The organism is Psychromonas arctica, assembly GCF_036697365.1.
In the GTDB taxonomy this organism is placed as follows: domain Bacteria; phylum Pseudomonadota; class Gammaproteobacteria; order Enterobacterales; family Psychromonadaceae; genus Psychromonas; species Psychromonas arctica_A.
This window is the reverse complement of the sequence record NZ_JBAHZA010000006.1, coordinates 198,201-216,183: the sequence shown is the minus strand read 5'-3', so window position 1 is coordinate 216,183 and position 17,983 is coordinate 198,201. Positions and strand designations below refer to the sequence as shown.

The window sequence follows — 17,983 nt, the reverse complement described above, 5'->3', positions numbered from 1 at the left end:
TTAGTATTTAACCATACTCTTTTCCCAACGATACTCCATCTGTTTTGCAGTCTGTTCTGCCAATATTAGCGAATCCATTTGTGACACTAAATATAAACTCATATCAATGCCTGCTGATATCCCACCAGATGTTGTATATTTTTTATCAGAAACCCAACGCTGGCCGCTAATCACTTGTAATAAAGGATAAGCTTTTGTTAGGTCATCAATATCTTCCCAATGTGTAGTTACTTTCAAACCATCTAATAAACCCGCTTCAGCTAGCAAAAATGCACCTGTGCAAACAGAGACTACTTTCGATGATTGACTTGCTGTATCAGCAATCCAACTTATAACCTTTGGTTTATTTACTTCTTCGGTATGTACGCCACCGACTACAATAAGTAAATCAATGCAGGGATGATCTGCAAATGAATAATGGGCTTTTATCGGGAAACCACCACGAGCTTGTACTAGATTTGACGTTTCAGAGATTAAAAAAATATTCCAATCTTTATTGCCCAAACGTTTCGCTGTACTTAACACTTCAAATGGTCCAGAAAAATCAAGCACCTCAGCATTATCGTATATATATATTGCAATATTCATCATTTACCTTTCTTGTTAAGAGGCATCATCAATACAACTTACTATAAAAAGTAAGTCGATATTGAAATAAAACACAAGTGATACTAATTATATTAAATAAATGTTCTAAATTTTTCGCAGGAAAAATAACTGAGTTCAGGCGTAATTTGAGTTAAAAAGCTGCTCTATTTGCGAAAATTACAACGAATAAATAAGTTATTTTAACAAGTATTTTAATTAGCATGATGAGTATTATTATGAAATGAAAATATTAAGGGGAACAAACAAGATGGCATTTCTACAGGAAGAAAATATTTACTGTCCTTATTGTGGTGAAAGTATAGTGATCTTATTAGATCCCTCTGATACTGATCAAGAATACATAGAAGACTGCCAGGTCTGTTGCCAACCTATTAACTTCTACGTCAGTGATGATGGTAATGGAGAGTTAAGCGTTATTGTAAGTAGCGATAGTTGATTTATTCACATAAGAAACCGCAATGAATCATATTCATTGCGGTGAGATAAGAAACTTAAGCACCTAATTGCGCTAACAATTTCTCTGCGACCAGCTCTGAACTAGCAGGATTCTGACCTGAAATAATCAAACCATCTTGTATTGCAAAAGCACTCCAGTCATCTGCTTTTTGGTAGTCTGCACCACGTTTAATTAGCTCATCTTCCACCAAGAAAGGAACGATATTAGTTAATTGAACAGCTTCTTCTTCACTGTTAGTAAAGCCTGCAACAGCTTTACCTTTAACTGCATACTCACCAGTATTATCTTTTACGTCTAATAAAACAGCACTTGCATGACATACTGCACCTACAGGTTTGTTTGCTGCTAAAAATGATTCAATTAATGCAATTGACGTAGCATCTGTTGCTAAATCCCATAAAGGACCATGACCACCAGGGTAAAATACTGCATCAAAATCTGCTTGATTCACTGAAGACAATGCAACCGTGTTAGCTAGCTGCTGTTTTGTTTCTTGATCGTTATCAAATCGCTTAGTCGCATCTGTCACAAAGTCATCTAACTCACTTGATGGGTCAATAGGTGGCTGTCCGCCCAACGGCGACGCTAATGTAATATCTAAACCTGCATCCTTAAATACGTAATAAGGTGCAGCAAATTCTTCAACCCAAAAACCAGTTTTATTGCCTGTATCACCTAGTTGATCATGTGACGTGATAACCATTAAAATTTTCTTGCTCATGATAATAACCTTATTTTTAATACATTTAATTGCTAGTAATATTGAGGAAATAATCAATATCAATAACTGAGAATTTCATTATAGGCTCATAGAAAAACTGAACAATGCACACTGTATCAACATCATTGTATCAAAAATTGATACAATGATGCTTCACATGGGTCAAGTTCAGCGTTGTAGGTTTATGGAATTATCATTTGAACAGTTAAAAAGTATGGTTGTTTTTGCTCAAGTAATTGAACAAGGCAACTTTAGCGCAGCCGCTAAACATTTAAAACTATCACGTGGCGTGGTTAGCTATCACCTTAAAAAGCTAGAAACACAATTAGGAATTAAACTACTTAATCGTTCAACACGCAGTATCACCTTAACGGAAGCTGGCGAACAATATTACCAACGATGTAAAGTCATTGTTGATGCCGCATTAACCGCTAATCAACAAATCGAAAACTTAAAAGAAAACCCTACGGGGTTAATCAAAATAAGCTGTCCGATGAGTGTCGGTTTGTATGCAATCGTGCCTGCTCTAAACGCTTTTGCTAAGCATTACCCTAATATACAATTAGAAGTAAACCTAAGTGATGAGGTGGTCAATATTATTAAAGAAGGTTTTGATATTGCCATTCGTGGCGCTGAATTAACTGATTCAGGCTTACAAGCTACAAAGCTATCTAGTTTAACGACCAATTTATATGCTTCCCCTGATTATTTAGCTAAATATGGGCATCCTAATACCCCTGCTCAGTTAGCATCACATCAATGGGTTATTTACCAATTAGCAGGGCAATCTATTACCCTAAAAAAAGGTAAACGTTCCTACACGGTAAAATTAACGGGCAATATAAGTACCAATAATGCAGCAGCGCGAACAGCTTTTGTCGAGGGTGGGCACGGAATTGGTCGCATCCCTTTGTATGATGCACAACCAAAATTAAAGCAAAGAAGTTTAGTGCAAGTTTTAACGGACTATCAATTAAATGATATTGATGTGTATGCGGTGTTTCCTCCAGGGGGAGCAGAGACGAAAAAGCTGAGATTATTGATAGATTATTTAAAAGATCACTTCAAAAAAAATAAACTTGCATTAATCTAGCAAAAACTGAAGTTATTTAATGATCAAGTAACAATATTTTTATAAGATCCACAGAACTTTTACATAATGTACTAAAATAGCATTTCGCCTTACGCTTTCATCTACTGAGAAAATTTATGATGCCAAATAAACGTCCTTTATATATCCCCTTTGCAGGCCCTGCGCTGTTAGAAGCACCACTACTAAATAAAGGAAGCGCTTTCTCATCTGAAGAGCGTGATAACTTTAATTTAACTGGATTATTACCAAGCACGATTGAAACGATTGAAGAGCAATCATTACGTGCTTACCAACAGTTATCATCTTTCTCTAGTGACTTAGATAAGCATATTTACTTACGTAATATTCAAGATACTAATGAAACGCTATTTCATCATCTAATCGATCAGCATATCGAAGAAGTAATGCCATTGATTTACACGCCAACGGTAGGTCAAGCTTGTGAAAAGTTTTCTAAAATTTACCGCCGTAAACGTGGCTTGTTTATCTCTTATCCTGAGCGTCATAAGATTGATGACATGCTACAAAATGCAACTAAACAGAATGTAAAAGTAATCGTAGTAACAGACGGTGAGCGTATTTTAGGATTAGGTGACCAAGGCATCGGTGGAATGGGGATCCCTATTGGTAAATTAGCACTCTATACGGCTTGTGGTGGTATCAGCCCGGCTCACTGCTTACCTATTTTATTAGATGTAGGTACTAACAATACGCAATTACTTGAAGATCCAATGTACATGGGATGGCGTAACCCACGTATCAACGGTGAAGAATACAACGAATTTGTAGATCTATTTATTCAAGCCGTTAAACGTCGTTGGCCTGAAGTGTTATTACAATTTGAAGATTTTGCACAAACCAATGCAACTCCATTATTAAATAAATACCGTGATCAATTATGTTGTTTTAATGATGATATCCAAGGAACAGCAGCAGTTTCAGTGGGGACATTAATTGCAGCTTGTTTAAATAAAGGGCAAAAGCTAAGCGAACAAAATATTGCCTTTTTAGGAGCAGGATCTGCTGGTTGTGGTATCGCAGAGCATATTATCCGTCAAATGCAGCGTGAAGGTTTAACAGAAGAACAAGCACGCAAACAGGTCTTTATGGTTGACCGTTATGGTTTATTAACAGATAACATGACAGAGCTACAACCTTTCCAAGCGCCACTTGTCCAAAAAGAAGCAGATATTGCAAGCTGGGATAAGAGTCAGAAACTGGGTCTAGAACAGGTCGTTAAACAAGCTAAAATCACAGTATTATTTGGTGTAAGTGGTCAAAAAGGATTATTTACTCAAAGTGTTATTGAAGCCCTGTGCGAAAACACTGAAAACCCAATTGTATTACCGCTGTCTAACCCAACCTCTCGTGTTGAAGCTACACCACAAGAGATCACTAACTGGAGTAAAGGCAAAGCAATTATCGCAACAGGTAGTCCTTTCCCGAACACAGTGTACAACGAACAGTCTTTTGAAATATCACAATGTAATAATAGTTACATTTTCCCGGGTATTGGCTTAGGTGTGCTAGCAGCACGTGCTACAGGTATTAGTGACAATATGTTAATGGTAGCAAGCCAAGCATTAGCTGACGCTTCAATGGAATATGAAAAAGCACCTGGCGCTTTACTACCACCATTAAAAGTAATTCAAAAAATCAGTGAGAAAATTGCCTGCGCAGTTGCACTACAAGCAATAGAAGATAACCTGGCTTTACCTGTTACTAACGAAAATATGCATCGTCGTTTACAAGCTAACTTCTGGTTACCGCAATACCGAGATTATCGTCGTACTTCTTTCTAAGCATTAAACAATAAACCTCTTTCGATTCTCTAGGCTAATGATAATAGCCTAGAGAATGATTGAGTTTATAAGTTCAGTCTAATTAATCCCCATCGCATAACGCATCACACGATTTTTCAGTTGTCCCGATTGTTGAGCCACACCGAGAAAGCCTTTACGTAATACACGCACTAAATTCGACTCTGATTTACTGACTTTATAAAACACATCCATGCCAGTTTGCATTAATAAATTAGCTGGTTTTCGTTTACATTGATAACGATTCAATATTTCAGGTATGCCTAAATCACTACATTCAGTTAATAGTTCTACTAAACATTGCACATCTTTAAAGCCTAGGTTTACCCCCTGCCCAGCTAAAGGATTAATCGTATGCGCAGCATCTCCAAGCAAAGCGACTCGCCCTTGGTAATACTGTTGAGCATGACGACGAATTAATGGAAAGCCTCCTTTGGTATCTACTTCAAAATCAAAACTTAAAGTAGGAAATTCATCTTTAATGGCTTGCTTTAACTGCAGGTTATTAAGGCTTTGTAAGTGTTTAACTTTTTGCGGATTATGATACCAAACCAAACTTGCATGATGACCAGCTAAAGGTAAAAAAGCACACGGACCAGTTTCTCGAAACTCTTGCCATGTTATATCTTGCTGAGGTGAATCGGTCGTAATATTAATTAACAAACAATGATGACGATAATCCCAACTGGTCATCGGCATTTGTAAATAATTACGTACCGCTGAATTTGCACCATCGCAAGCAAGTAATAATTCACCTTCAATAACCTGTTGTTCTTTAAGCGTTACCATGACTTGTTTAGGAGATTGTTGGATATCAGTCACTTGTGTTTGTTGATATATATGCACGTTAGGCATACCTTGCAAGGCTTGCCATAATACAGCTTGAATCCAACGATTTTCAGCAATGTACCCCAATTGTTCCGCACCGATATCATCACTAGAAAAAATCAGTTTCTGACTGCCTTTTTCCCACGTTTGCAGCCCTTTATACGGACAAAGACGCTGTTCAGGAATATCTTTCCAAACACCGGCTGTTTCAAGTAAATGCTTGCTTTGCGCGCTGAAGGCAGATACGCGGAGATCCACAGGATCATTGTTGTTAGGCATAGTAAAGGTAGATTTTTCAATTAGATGTACAGTACTCCCCTGTTTTGCTAGTAATAGAGCAGATAGCGCACCAACCATCCCTCCACCTACAATTATTATTTTCGTATTTACCATCAACGCCTCAACTGTGACTTTCTTGAATTTATGATTGTACGTAAAAAGATGCCATTTAGGGTAAAAAAACCTAGTTTTTTTAATAGCTTAAAAATTAGTTTTTCCCAACATTTACGATAAACGTCATGCTAGCAAACAAACAGTAGCATGATTGCTTTGAAGTGCGTAAAATGCGACCTCGTTTTAAGAAACACACTAATTTAGTCAGCATAATAGGCAATAGATATGAGTATGAAATTACACGTTAAAACATGGGGTTGTCAGATGAATGAATATGATTCATCAAAAATGGCGGACCTTTTAAATGCAAGTAACGGTTACACTTCCGTTGATGAAGCGGAAAATGCTGACGTAATTTTATTAAATACTTGTTCTATCCGTGAAAAAGCACAGGAAAAAGTATTCCATCAGCTTGGTCGTTGGAAAAAATTAAAAGAAAAAAATCCTAACATCGTAATCGGTGTAGGTGGTTGTGTCGCATCGCAAGAAGGTAAAGCGATTCGTAGCCGTGCACCTTATGTTGATATTGTATTTGGCCCACAAACACTACATCGTCTACCAAAAATGATTCAAGAAGTGCAAGATAATAAAGGCACAGTTGTTGATGTAAGCTTTCCTGAAATTGAAAAATTTGACTCAATGCCAGAGCCAAAAGCAGAAGGTGCAACCGCGTTTGTTTCGATCATGGAAGGCTGTTCAAAATACTGTACTTTCTGTGTAGTACCGTACACACGTGGTGAAGAGGTTAGCCGCCCACTAGATGATATTTTACTCGAAGTTGCACAGTTAGCCGAGCAAGGTGTACGTGAAATTAATCTACTAGGTCAAAACGTAAACTCTTACATCGGTGAAATGCATGATGGAGATGAATGTAGCTTTCCAGAATTATTACGCTATGTCGCTTCTATCGATGGTATCGATCGCTTGCGTTACACAACAAGTAACCCAATCGACTTTACTGATGAAATTATTGATGTTTATCGTGATACACCTGAATTAGTTGATTTCTTACATTTACCAGTACAAGCTGGTGCAGACCGTATATTGAATCTAATGAAGCGTGGCCATACTGTCGCGCAGTACAAAGAAAAAATTGCGGCACTAAAAGCGGTACGTCCGAACTTAACGATTAGCTCTGATTTCATTGTTGGTTTCCCCAATGAAACCGACCAAGACTTCCAAGAAACAATGGATTTAATTAACCATATTGGTTTTGATACGAGTTATAGTTTTATTTACAGCCAACGACCTGGTACCCCAGCTGCAGATATGCCTGATGATGTAGATTTAGAAACGAAGAAGAAACGTTTAGCAATCTTACAAGACCGTATTCATCAACACTCACAATTGATTGGTCGTCGTATGGTCGGTTCTGTACAACGTATATTAGTGGAAGGTCCATCTCGTAAAAATATTATGGAGTTATGCGGCCGTACTGAAAATAACCGCATCGTAAACTTTGAAGGAGATCATCGTTCTATCGGTGGTTTTGTTGATGTTGAAATTACAGAAGTTCATACTAACTCTATTCGTGGTAAGTTTATCCGCGGAGAGTCTGAAATGAACTTACGTGAATCAATTCGCCCAAGTGATATTGTAAATAAAAATACAAATAAACTTGGCGTTGAAACTTTTATCCCAGCATAAATAAGGTCCTTATACTTGAGCACAAAATTAACCACAATTCATCTTGATTTAGTTCCTGCCGACAAAGATCGTTTAGCGGTCTTATGCGGCTCTTTTGACGATAACATTAAACAAATTGAACGCCGTTTAGGCGTTGAAGTCATCTACAAAGATGCACACTTCCAAATTGTTGGTGAGCATCGTTATGCACAAGCTGGCAGTGAGTTAATTAATGATCTGTACATTGAAACGCAACCTGTAAAAGGAAAAATTGGTCGTTTAACTGACGAAGATGTGCACTTAGCTTTGCAAAACCTTATTAGCGAGCACCGCTTATTAGAGGTTAAAGTTGAATCTCAAGAAGTCGGTTTCAAAAGCCTCACTATCAAAACCAAACGTGGTGTAATTAAGCCTCGGGGTGAAAATCAAACTAAATATGTGAGTAATATTTTACGCAGTGATATTAGCTTTGGTGTTGGCCCAGCAGGTACAGGTAAGACTTATTTAGCCGTTGCTTGTGCCGTTGAAGCCCTTGAGCGTCAAGAAGTACGTCGCATCTTATTGACTCGCCCTGCAGTTGAAGCAGGTGAAAAATTAGGTTTTCTACCAGGTGATTTATCACAAAAAGTAGACCCTTATCTTCGCCCACTTTACGATGCACTATTTGAGATGCTTGGGTTTGAAAAAGTAGAAAAACTCATTGAAAAAAACATTATTGAGATTGCACCACTTGCTTACATGCGTGGTCGTACACTAAATGATGCCTTTGTGATCCTTGATGAAAGCCAAAATACTACAACGGAACAAATGAAAATGTTCTTAACACGTATTGGTTTTAATTCAACAGCCGTTATTACGGGTGATATCACTCAAATTGATTTACCTCGCCATCAAAAATCTGGCCTACGCCACGCCATCGAAGTATTGGGTGAAGTAGACGAAGGTATTAGCTTTAATTTCTTCTTAGCCGATGATGTTGTGCGTCATCCTGTTGTTGCTCGTATTGTTAAAGCATACGACGCCTTTGACAGAAAAACAGAAATAGCAGAAAGCGAAGCGAGAGACGCTTAATGGAATTAGATGTTGATTTACAGCTTGCTAGTACAGACCAGCAAGCCTTACCTAATCTAGCACAATTGGAAAAATGGGTAAGTGCGGCTATTCTCAAAGCAAGCGATCAAAAACGAGACCTTGCTGAATTGACAGTTCGTATTGTAGACTGCGAAGAAAGTCAGCAGTTAAACGCTGATTACCGGGGAAAAGATAAACCAACTAATGTCTTATCTTTTCCTTTTCAGAATCCACCGGGGATCACGTTACCTTTACTGGGTGATCTGGTAGTCTGTAAAGCAGTAGTTGAACAGGAAGCAGCGGAACAACAAAAACCGTTAATTTCACATTGGGCGCATATGCTGATTCATGGCACGCTACATCTTTTAGGTTACGACCATATAGAAGATGAAGAAGCGGAAGTGATGGAAGGTATTGAAACCGAACTTATGATTGAGTTAGGTTATAGTGACCCTTATATAAGCGAAAAAGAGTAAATAAAATTAATGTCCGAAGATTATCATTCTAGTAACGAGCAGCCTAAAGAAGGTTTGCTCGATAAAATAGGTAACCTATTTCAAGGCGAACCTAAAAGCCAAGATGAATTATTAGACGTGATCGATAGCGCAAAAGACCGCCAAGTGATCGATCAAAAAACCAAAGAAATGATAAAAGGCGTTATCGATGTATCTAAACTTCGTGTTAGAGACATCATGATCCCACGCTCACAAATGGTAACACTTGGGTTGTCTCAACCTGTTGAAGAACTATTACCTGAAATTATCAATTCAGCTCATTCTCGTTTCCCAGTGATCACGGAAGATAAAGACCATATTGTTGGTTTATTATTAGCAAAAGATCTACTTCAATACGGTTTTAGCTCTAATCCTGACGACTTTAAAATAGATGATATTCTGCGAGAAGCTGTTGTTGTCCCTGAAAGTAAACGCTTAGATACATTATTAAAAGAATTCAGAAGCCAGCGTTACCATATGGCGATTGTTGTAGATGAGTATGGTGGTGTATCAGGATTAGTGACCATCGAAGATATTTTAGAAGTCATTGTTGGTGAAATCGAAGATGAATTCGATTACGAAGAAGAAGATGAAATTCGAAAAATAGGTAAACGTAGTTACGCTGTAAGTGCGTTAACCACATTAGCTGATTTTAACGAATTCTTTGAAACAGAATATAATCCGGAAATTCAAGACACAATAGGTGGTTATATTTTGCATGAACTTGGCCATTTACCAAGTCGTGGAGAAAAAATCACTGTCGGAGAGCATAAGTTTAAAGTGACCCATGCTGACAACCGTCGCTTAATACAACTTCAAGTCCGTGTCCCTCGAGAATTAAAAAAAGAACTTAAAAAAGATTGAGTAAACTTATGCTAACTAAAATTACCTCTTCTGTGTATGGTCAATTAATTGTGGCTGCATTGTTAGGGGCAATTCAAGTATTTGCATTTGCTCCATTCCAACAATGGTGGATATTATATCCTTCATTTGTTGGAATGTTCTTACTACTAAAACAAGTTCAACTTCATCATAAAAAACTGTTCTTAGTTAGTTTTGTCTTTAACCTTTCAATGTTTATTGCCACTTTGCACTGGATCTATGTCAGCATGGATCTATTTGGTGGAATGCCATTTATTGCAAGTGCCCTGCTTATCGTTTTACTTTGTGCTTATTTAGCTATTTTCCCTAGTATTGCGCTGTGGTTAAGCTATCGCATTTCAACTCAATCCAATTTTATTCGTTTATTGCTAATTCTTCCAAGTTTTTGGTTGATTATGGATTGGGTCAGAGGTTGGTTCTTAACAGGCTTCCCTTGGGCTTATTTAGGCTACAGCCATGCCGATACACCATTAGTTGGATTTGCTCCAATTTTAGGCGTACAAGGTATTACTTTAGCTATTATGCTGATTTGTGCTTGCCTAACTTTATTATTATTAAAGCAATCTCAAAAGTTTTCTTTGTTACTCATATTGGCAATAGTCATGAGTGGTTATAACTTAAAGCAACTTTCTTTTACTGAGCTGCAAGCCCCAATTAAGGTGGCATTGGTGCAGGGGAATATAGATCAAAAACACAAATGGGAACCAGACCAACTTTATCCTTCTATTTTAAAATACCTAGGCTTATCTGGCATTAAGAATGATGCTACTTCGACAGAAACGGCAAAAGTGGTTAAAGAAAAAAAACAACAAACTGAACTGGTCATTTGGCCTGAATCTGCTATCGCAGCGTTAGAAATTGATATGCAACGTTTCTTACAGTCTCTATCACGTAAGTTAGAAGAAGAGAACAAAGCACTATTAACCGGCATCATTAATTACGACATTAATAAAGATGAATATTTTAATAGCATTATTATGCTAGGCGAACTCCCAAATAACCAAGGCTATTCACAAACGAGCCCAAACCGCTATGCCAAACATCAGCTATTACCAATTGGTGAGTTCGTACCATTTGAAAGTTTATTACGTCCTTTAGCGCCCTATTTTAACCTACCTATGTCAAGTTTTCAGCGTGGTGGAGCACATCAAGCCAACTTAAAATTTGCAGATACAACGTTGGCAGCGGCACTTTGTTATGAAATAGCCTTCCCCGAGTTATTACGTGAAAACATACATGAGAAGACCGGTTTAATACTTACTTTAAGTAATGATGCTTGGTTCGGTGATTCCATTGGCCCAGCCCAACATTTAGAAATAGCACGAATGCGTGCCATTGAATTAGGTAGACCTTTATTACGTAGCACAAATAATGGCATTACAGCTATTTTTGATGGCAAAGGACACGAGATGGGTCGTCTTCCTGCTAATGTTGATGCAGTATTACGTGATGAAGTACAGCCAGCCTATGGCTTCACACCTTATCAACGTGCCGGACAAACACCACTCTTTATTTTCTGTGTATTAGCGCTACTCAGTGCATTATATTTAATTAAACGACCTATAAAAATATAGCTCTTCCTATTTTAAACTTGATAAGTCGCGACTTAGTTTGTTTCAAAACGACACTGCAAACTTAAGTCGCTAGTTCTGAAAGGAACTTTTTAATACAAGTTGACTCAAAAGCCTATTACCACAATGCATTACGCTACTAACATCTTACTTATAGTTATAAAATTTAAACTTTATTCTCATAACTAACGTATTGTGTATTGCTTAATTTTATTTATTAATAAGCAAATAAAAGGAAACTGTTAATATCTCTTTAGACAAAAATTTTTGAGTTATTTTTATAAAATATACAGGCTAATTAATGCCACTTTATAATCTATTAATTCATCTTGTATTGAGATTATTAAAGCAGAGTTGAGCGTTATAAGATGAACTGAGATTAAAACACCTAAATAAAGGTTAATAAACAGAAATACTGGTAATTTGATGCCAATTTATAACTGATATTTATGTATCAAACTGATACCATATTTTTATTTTTCACCAGTACTAGAGGAATCTTCATGCTTTTTAAGAAAACGGCCATCATTACACTGTCAACGCTATTTTTGACCGTTGGATGTATCTCTATTTCAACCGATGAGGAAACACAGAAGGTTGCAACTACACTTCAAGCTCAAGAAACTAAAATTACTGAACTAGAAACCGCTTTGACAGAATCAAAAGTGGATGCTGAACAAAAGCAAATTGAGTTAGCGGAAGCAAAAAGTAAATTAGAGCAACTTAAAGAAGAGAAGCAGAAGCTTGATGAAGAGCTTCAACAAAAGATTTTAAAAGAAAGATCAAGAGCTAGAAGTAGTAAGCAAGTTGTAAAAGAAACAGCAAAAACCGATTACTTAGATAAAACTGTTTTGGGGCAAGCCGAATGGATATACGTTACTAAGGCAAAGCAAAACTTTAAAGCACGTATCGATACAGGTGCAACAACCTCTTCAATCAATGCTGTTGAAATACAGGAATTTGAACGCGATGGCAAAGACTGGGTAAAGTTTAATATTACTCATAATGCAGATGGCGAAAAACAAATTATTGAAGCTCCAGTCGTTCGCTACGTAAAAATATTACAATCAAGTGAGCCAGGTGAATACGACCGTCGTCCAGTTGTTGAACTACACGTACGTATCGGTGGTGTTGCACACAAATCAGAATTTACATTAACCGACCGTCAACATATGGATTATCCAGTATTGATCGGTCGTAGCTTTATACAAGATGTTATTTTAGTGGATGTAAGCCAAGATTATATTCACCCTAAATACCAACCTCAGGATAAATAGTAAGGAACACCATGAACGCACGTATTTTCTTTTACACCTTAGTGGCAGGTTTGTTTGTGTTAGGTATAACACAAACAATTCAGCGACATGTGGCCTTTGATATCCCGTGGATGCCTGGCGAAACAAGAACAGTATGGAACATTGATGCTAAGGTTGAGTTCGACGCAACAGATAAGGCTATATTAGCTTCATTAACGACACCTTATACTCAAGCAGGCTTTACTCAAATTAGTCAAAATGCGGCGTCACCTGGATACGGATTATCATTTTTATATGAAGACAACCATCCGCAAGCACAATGGACCATCCGTCAAGCCGATGGGCCACAAACTTTGTATTATAATATTCAGCTGTTAGTTGATGAAGAAAGCCAAGATCAAGCAATAAATAAGATGCCTGAGCTTGTCGATATTGAATATGGCGGTGCAGGTGTTGCAGCTGATTTAGCAGCTAGTTCTGACATTATTCAAGATTCTCTAGAAACCAGTGCGGATGCATTTAGTTTTACGCGTGAGTTGTTAAAACAATTAAACGCAGAAGATCCAAACCAAAACGTTAGCTTAGTACTATCAGGTAAAGCAACTAAAACAGATGTATTAATGGCATTGTTAAATGAAGCTAAAATACCTAATAAACGTATTGGAGCATTGGTGCTTGAAGATGGTCGACGTCGTCAACATTTACAACCTTTAGTACAAGTATTTCAAGAGAAAGATGGTAAAATTGAGTCTCGATTATTTGATGCATCAACGGTTAAAGCCGTAGAGCGTAATAACCTGTTATTATGGGATCAAAGTGGTAAAGCTTTATTGGAATTAACAGGCGGTGTTAACTCTAAAGTTAGCTTCTCTATGATTCAACAGGACCAACCAGCCTTAGCTGCTATACTGCAAAAAACTGATAACGAGCATTTATTTAACTTTTCAATACATAGTTTACCTGTTGAAGATCAATCATTGTTTAAAGGGATTCTAATGATCCCATTAGGCGTACTGATTGTGGTCATTATGCGCGTATTAATCGGACTCAAAACATCTGGCACCTTTATGCCAGTTTTAATTGCGATGGCCTTTATCCAAACAAGCTTAATAACCGGATTAATTGGTTTTATTCTGTTAGTCGCAGTAGGTTTATTTATAAGATCTTATTTATCCCACCTAAACTTATTGTTGGTTTCTAGGATATCCACCGTCATTATCATGGTTATTTTATTGATCGCTTTGTTTGGTGTACTTTCTTACAAGTTAGGTTTAACAGAAGGTTTAAAAGTGACTTTCTTCCCAATGATTATTTTATCTTGGACTATCGAACGCATGTCTGTGTTGTGGGAAGAAGAAGGCCCTAAAGAAGTATTTACCCAAGGTGGTGGTAGCCTGGTTGTTGCTGTACTTGCCTACTTTATTATGAGCAATGAAGTAGCACGTCACTTAATGTTTAATTTTATTGGCTTACAGTTTGTTGTAATGTCTTTTGTATTAATCTTAGGCAGTTACACTGGATACCGTTTATTAGAGTTACGTCGCTTTAAACCATTGGCGGATAAGGATTAAACGATGTTTTTCTCTAGCCCTTTTAAACTTAGAAAAAAAGGTATTATGGGTATGAACCAACGTAACAGTGGTTATGTTGGTCGCTATAATCCACGACGTCTGTACCCTTTAGTTGATAATAAATTAAAGACTAAGATCATCGCTCGTGAAGCTAACGTGACTACTCCTGCATTATTAGGTGTTATTTCGATGCAAGTGGAAGTTGAGAAAGTAGCTAGCTTCATTGAGAATACACCTGGCTTTGTTATTAAACCAGCAAAAGGCAGTGGTGGTAAAGGCATACTCGTTATCACAAAGATCGAAAATGGTCGCTATTACAAACCAAATGGTAGCGAAGAAACTTTAGCTGATATTAAACGTCATGTTACAGATATTTTAGCTGGATTATTTAGCCTTGGTGGCAGTGCAGATGTTGCCGTCGTAGAAGGCTTAATTCAGTTTGATAGTGCTTTTGATGGTTTCAGTTTTGAAGGGGTGCCTGATGTTCGGGTTATCGTCTTTAAAGGCTTTCCAGTGATGGCTATGATGCGTTTATCAACAGCAGCTTCAGATGGTAAAGCAAACCTGCATCAAGGTGCTGTTGGTGTAGGTATTGATATTGGTACAGGTAAAGCAATTAATGCAGTGCAATTTGATATGCCTGTGGAGCGCCATCCTGACACAAATAAAGAACTGAAACTGCTTAATGTACCAAGATGGGAACGTTTAATTTATTTAGCTGCGAGTTGTTATGAGATGTCTGGTATGGGGTATTTAGGCACTGATATGGTATTAGACAGAGATTTAGGACCGATGTTATTGGAGTTAAATGCTCGTCCAGGTTTAGCCATTCAAATTGCTAATGGGACTGGGATTTTGCCACGATTAAAATTAATTGAAGGCCTTAAAGATGCAGATAAGATGAGTGTTGAAGAGCGAGTAGCTTTTGCTAAAAAGCATTTTGCTGAAACACCGTTGGTCGAAATAAATTAATACCAAAGACACGTCTACTTTACTTGTTAAATAGCCTAATACATTGATATAAAAGAGCCGAATTCAATTCGGCTTTTTTAATATTCATTTTTATATTGTTTAATGAGGCATAAAAAAACCGAGAAATACTCGGCTTTTTATTTAGAGCTTTATCTTATAACACTACTTAACGACAGTTAATGTAGGTTTCTTAGCTGAGCTTTTAGGAGCTTCTTTTAGTTCATTATCAACAGCTTCAACACCAAGCTCTAAATCGTTATAAGCTTCCTCTTCAGGAAAGATAGTACCAGCACCGTTTTCACGGGCATAGATACCTTCAATCGCATATAAAGGCACATAAACTTGAGTCGGTTGACCTGAGAATCGAGCATTAAATGATAATGCATTATCGTCTAATGAAAAACCTAGTACCGAACGCGGAGCTATATTTAGCACTATTTTTCCATTTTCAACAAACTGTTGCGGTACATCAACATGTGGTTTTGTTGCATCAACAATTACATGAGGCGTACATTCACTATCAACTATCCAGTCATAGAAGGCACGCATTAAATAAGGGCGTTGTATTAACATATCCGACATTTTAAATACCTACAATTTTTATAAATTAACCGCCAACACGAATTTCACGTTCAGTTTCAGTCATTGAAGCTTGGAAAGATTCACGTTCAAAAATCTTAACCATGTAACTCTTAAGGCCAGTTACATTATCATAGCCTAGGTCAATTTTCAGTTCAGGTAAACGCCACAGTAGCGGTGCCATGTAACAATCTACGATAGTGAACTCTTCAGACATAAAGTATGCAAAGTGATCAAACACAGGTGCAACTTCAAGAATCTTAGCACGTAATGTTGCACGCGCCGCGTCTGCTTTAGTTGCATCACCAGATAAAATAACTGGTACTAATGGGTACCATTCGTTTTCAATACGTTGCATTAAAGAACGACTTTTTGCACGCTCAACCGGGTAAACAGGCATAAGTGGTGGATGAGGGAAACGCTCATCTAAATATTCCATGATGATACGTGAGTTGTATAGTACTAATTCACGGTCAACTAATGTTGGTAAATCGTTATTTGGTGTTATTTCAGCTAGCTCTTCAGATGGGTTTTCTTGATCAACATAAGTAATGTCAACGTTAACGCCTTTTTCAGCCAACACAATACGTGTTTGGTGACTATATAAATCAGATGGTCCTGAGAACAACGTCATTACAGAACGTTTATTTACAGCTACAGCCATGGAATACCCCTAGTAATTAAAATTGAGTGTTTAAAAACACAAACGGCAATGACATCACAGTGACACCATTGCCGAGAAATAAGAAAGAAGCACTTGACGATAAATAAATAACGCGTCAATATATTTCTTAAACCAGTCACTCATTGCAAACAAAATAAGTTATAAACCAATAATTTTTAACTCTTTTTTCAAAGCTAGTATTTTATTTGCTTACATGAATAGATTAATAATTATACCAGAAACTACACCCACTAGTCATACTCATCCGATGAGATCCAAAAAACACAGTTTGCATACTGTATGGTTATTTAAAACCAGTTTATGACAATAAAGAATACTATTTAATAAATTACGCAGAAGTATCCATAATAGATGTTGCGCCTGTTTTAGCAATTTCAGCTAGATCTTTGTCAATCCAATATAATGCTTTACCGTCTTCGCCTACTAGTGAAATCTTATCTAAAATGCCCTTGAATAATTTTTCTTCTTCGTGCTGTTCAGCGACATACCACTGCAAAAAGTTAAACGTAGAATAATCATGTGTGGTGAAGGCAACGTGCGTTAACTCATTAATTTCTTTAGTAATTAGGCACTCGTGCTTATAAGTCTCTTCAAATACTTCTTTTAGTGATGCGAATTCAAAAGGGGGAGCATCGATAGAGCCTAAAATAGGTAATGCACCAGTTTCACTTACATAAGTAAATAGGCGATTCATATGCTCCATTTCTTCTGTAGCATGAGTACGCAACATAGTTGCTGCACCTTCATAACCTTGATCTTCGCACCATGCACTCATTTGTAAATATAAGTTTGAAGAGTAGAACTCTAAATTAATTTGTTCGTTTAGCTTTTGAACCATGGTTTCATTAAGCATGATTTTCTCCTGTTATAGTTAATACGTTACCTTAAAGTGCAGCTTGCTAAAAAACAAGCAAAAAAAAGCCCAGTATAAACTGGGCTTTTTGCAATTCGTAAAACGATATTAACGTTTAGAGAACTGTGGACGTTTACGTGCTTTATGTAAACCGACTTTCTTACGTTCAACTTTACGAGCATCACGTGTAACGAAGCCAGCACCACGTAATTCAGAACGTAGTGTTTCATCAAACTGCATTAATGCACGAGTGATGCCTAAACGGATTGCACCAGATTGACCAGTAGTACCACCACCTTTAACAGTGATGTTTAGGTCGAATTTTTCAGCTGCATCTACTAACACTAATGGTTGACGAACAACCATACATGCAGTTTCACGACCAAAGTATTCATCTAGGTTACGTTTGTTGATAGTGATTTGACCACTACCTGCTTTTAAAAACACACGAGCTGTAGAGCTTTTGCGACGACCTGTGCCGTAGTATTGATTTGCCATTGTT

At 37.3% G+C, this 17,983-nt stretch carries 18 protein-coding genes; 11 read left to right on the top strand and 7 right to left on the bottom strand.

Annotated elements, in window-relative coordinates; all coding sequences use genetic code 11:
- On the bottom strand, positions 1-588 hold the full coding sequence (locus V5290_RS09185; RefSeq protein ID WP_333384399.1) for a DJ-1/PfpI family protein: 588 nt from the start codon (positions 586-588) through the stop codon (positions 1-3).
- Positions 589-856: 268 nt separating this feature from the next.
- On the opposite strand from V5290_RS09185, the gene V5290_RS09180 reads away from it, so the two are divergent.
- Positions 857-1,045 (top strand): CPXCG motif-containing cysteine-rich protein, encoded by a 189-nt coding sequence (locus V5290_RS09180; protein WP_333384397.1) that lies wholly within the window; start codon positions 857-859, stop codon positions 1,043-1,045.
- 55 nt (positions 1,046-1,100) lie between these two features.
- Here the strand turns inward: V5290_RS09180 and V5290_RS09175 are convergent, their stop codons facing one another.
- Positions 1,101-1,787, bottom strand: coding sequence for a type 1 glutamine amidotransferase domain-containing protein (locus tag V5290_RS09175; protein WP_333384394.1), 687 nt, complete (start codon positions 1,785-1,787; stop codon positions 1,101-1,103).
- A 184-nt stretch (positions 1,788-1,971) separates the two neighbouring features.
- Between V5290_RS09175 and V5290_RS09170 the strand changes: the two genes are divergently transcribed.
- Positions 1,972-2,880, top strand: a complete 909-nt coding sequence (locus tag V5290_RS09170; protein WP_333384391.1) for a LysR family transcriptional regulator — start codon at positions 1,972-1,974, stop codon at positions 2,878-2,880.
- Between the two features lie 116 nt (positions 2,881-2,996).
- Positions 2,997-4,682: an NAD-dependent malic enzyme gene (locus tag V5290_RS09165; RefSeq protein WP_333384389.1), complete on the top strand. Its 1,686-nt coding sequence runs from the start codon at positions 2,997-2,999 to the stop codon at positions 4,680-4,682.
- 78 nt (positions 4,683-4,760) lie between these two features.
- Here the strand turns inward: V5290_RS09165 and V5290_RS09160 are convergent, their stop codons facing one another.
- The gene (locus V5290_RS09160) at positions 4,761-5,885 is read right to left on the bottom strand and encodes an FAD-dependent monooxygenase (RefSeq protein ID WP_416351608.1); all 1,125 of its coding nucleotides are present in this window, start codon (positions 5,883-5,885) and stop codon (positions 4,761-4,763) included.
- Between the two features lie 261 nt (positions 5,886-6,146).
- On the opposite strand from V5290_RS09160, the gene miaB reads away from it, so the two are divergent.
- From miaB to V5290_RS09120, 8 genes are all read left to right on the top strand, one after another.
- Complete coding sequence (miaB, locus tag V5290_RS09155; protein ID WP_333384382.1) at positions 6,147-7,568, top strand: tRNA (N6-isopentenyl adenosine(37)-C2)-methylthiotransferase MiaB; 1,422 nt, start codon at positions 6,147-6,149, stop codon at positions 7,566-7,568.
- A gap of 15 nt (positions 7,569-7,583) precedes the next feature.
- On the top strand, positions 7,584-8,618 hold the full coding sequence (locus V5290_RS09150; RefSeq protein WP_333384379.1) for a PhoH family protein: 1,035 nt from the start codon (positions 7,584-7,586) through the stop codon (positions 8,616-8,618).
- On the top strand, positions 8,618-9,094 hold the full coding sequence (ybeY, locus tag V5290_RS09145) for an rRNA maturation RNase YbeY (RefSeq protein WP_333384376.1): 477 nt from the start codon (positions 8,618-8,620) through the stop codon (positions 9,092-9,094). Before V5290_RS09150 ends, ybeY begins: the two co-directional genes overlap by 1 nt.
- Before the next feature lie 9 nt (positions 9,095-9,103).
- Positions 9,104-9,976, top strand: coding sequence for an HlyC/CorC family transporter (locus V5290_RS09140; RefSeq protein ID WP_333384373.1), 873 nt, complete (start codon positions 9,104-9,106; stop codon positions 9,974-9,976).
- Positions 9,977-9,984: 8 nt separating this feature from the next.
- Entirely contained in the window at positions 9,985-11,568 is a 1,584-nt protein-coding gene (gene lnt, locus V5290_RS09135; protein WP_333384370.1) for an apolipoprotein N-acyltransferase, read from the top strand.
- 500 nt (positions 11,569-12,068) lie between these two features.
- A complete protein-coding gene (locus V5290_RS09130; RefSeq protein WP_333384367.1) occupies positions 12,069-12,842 on the top strand; it encodes a RimK/LysX family protein in 774 nt (257 codons plus the stop codon).
- Between the two features lie 11 nt (positions 12,843-12,853).
- Complete coding sequence (locus tag V5290_RS09125; RefSeq protein ID WP_333384364.1) at positions 12,854-14,392, top strand: inactive transglutaminase family protein; 1,539 nt, start codon at positions 12,854-12,856, stop codon at positions 14,390-14,392.
- A 3-nt stretch (positions 14,393-14,395) separates the two neighbouring features.
- Positions 14,396-15,364 carry an alpha-L-glutamate ligase-like protein gene (locus tag V5290_RS09120; RefSeq protein ID WP_333384362.1) on the top strand — a complete coding sequence of 323 codons (969 nt, stop codon included), beginning with the start codon at positions 14,396-14,398 and terminating at the stop codon, positions 15,362-15,364.
- Positions 15,365-15,526: 162 nt separating this feature from the next.
- Here the strand turns inward: V5290_RS09120 and V5290_RS09115 are convergent, their stop codons facing one another.
- The 4 genes from V5290_RS09115 to rpsI all read right to left on the bottom strand — a co-directional run bounded on the left by V5290_RS09115 (position 15,527) and on the right by rpsI (position 17,979).
- A complete protein-coding gene (locus tag V5290_RS09115) occupies positions 15,527-15,937 on the bottom strand; it encodes a ClpXP protease specificity-enhancing factor (RefSeq protein ID WP_333384584.1) in 411 nt (136 codons plus the stop codon).
- Between the two features lie 34 nt (positions 15,938-15,971).
- Positions 15,972-16,607 (bottom strand): stringent starvation protein SspA, encoded by a 636-nt coding sequence (gene sspA, locus V5290_RS09110; RefSeq protein WP_113820312.1) that lies wholly within the window; start codon positions 16,605-16,607, stop codon positions 15,972-15,974.
- Positions 16,608-16,956: 349 nt separating this feature from the next.
- Positions 16,957-17,481 carry a non-heme ferritin gene (gene ftnA, locus V5290_RS09105; protein ID WP_333384356.1) on the bottom strand — a complete coding sequence of 175 codons (525 nt, stop codon included), beginning with the start codon at positions 17,479-17,481 and terminating at the stop codon, positions 16,957-16,959.
- A 108-nt stretch (positions 17,482-17,589) separates the two neighbouring features.
- Complete coding sequence (gene rpsI / locus V5290_RS09100; protein WP_113820310.1) at positions 17,590-17,979, bottom strand: 30S ribosomal protein S9; 390 nt, start codon at positions 17,977-17,979, stop codon at positions 17,590-17,592.
- Between the last annotated feature and the right edge of the window lie 4 nt (positions 17,980-17,983).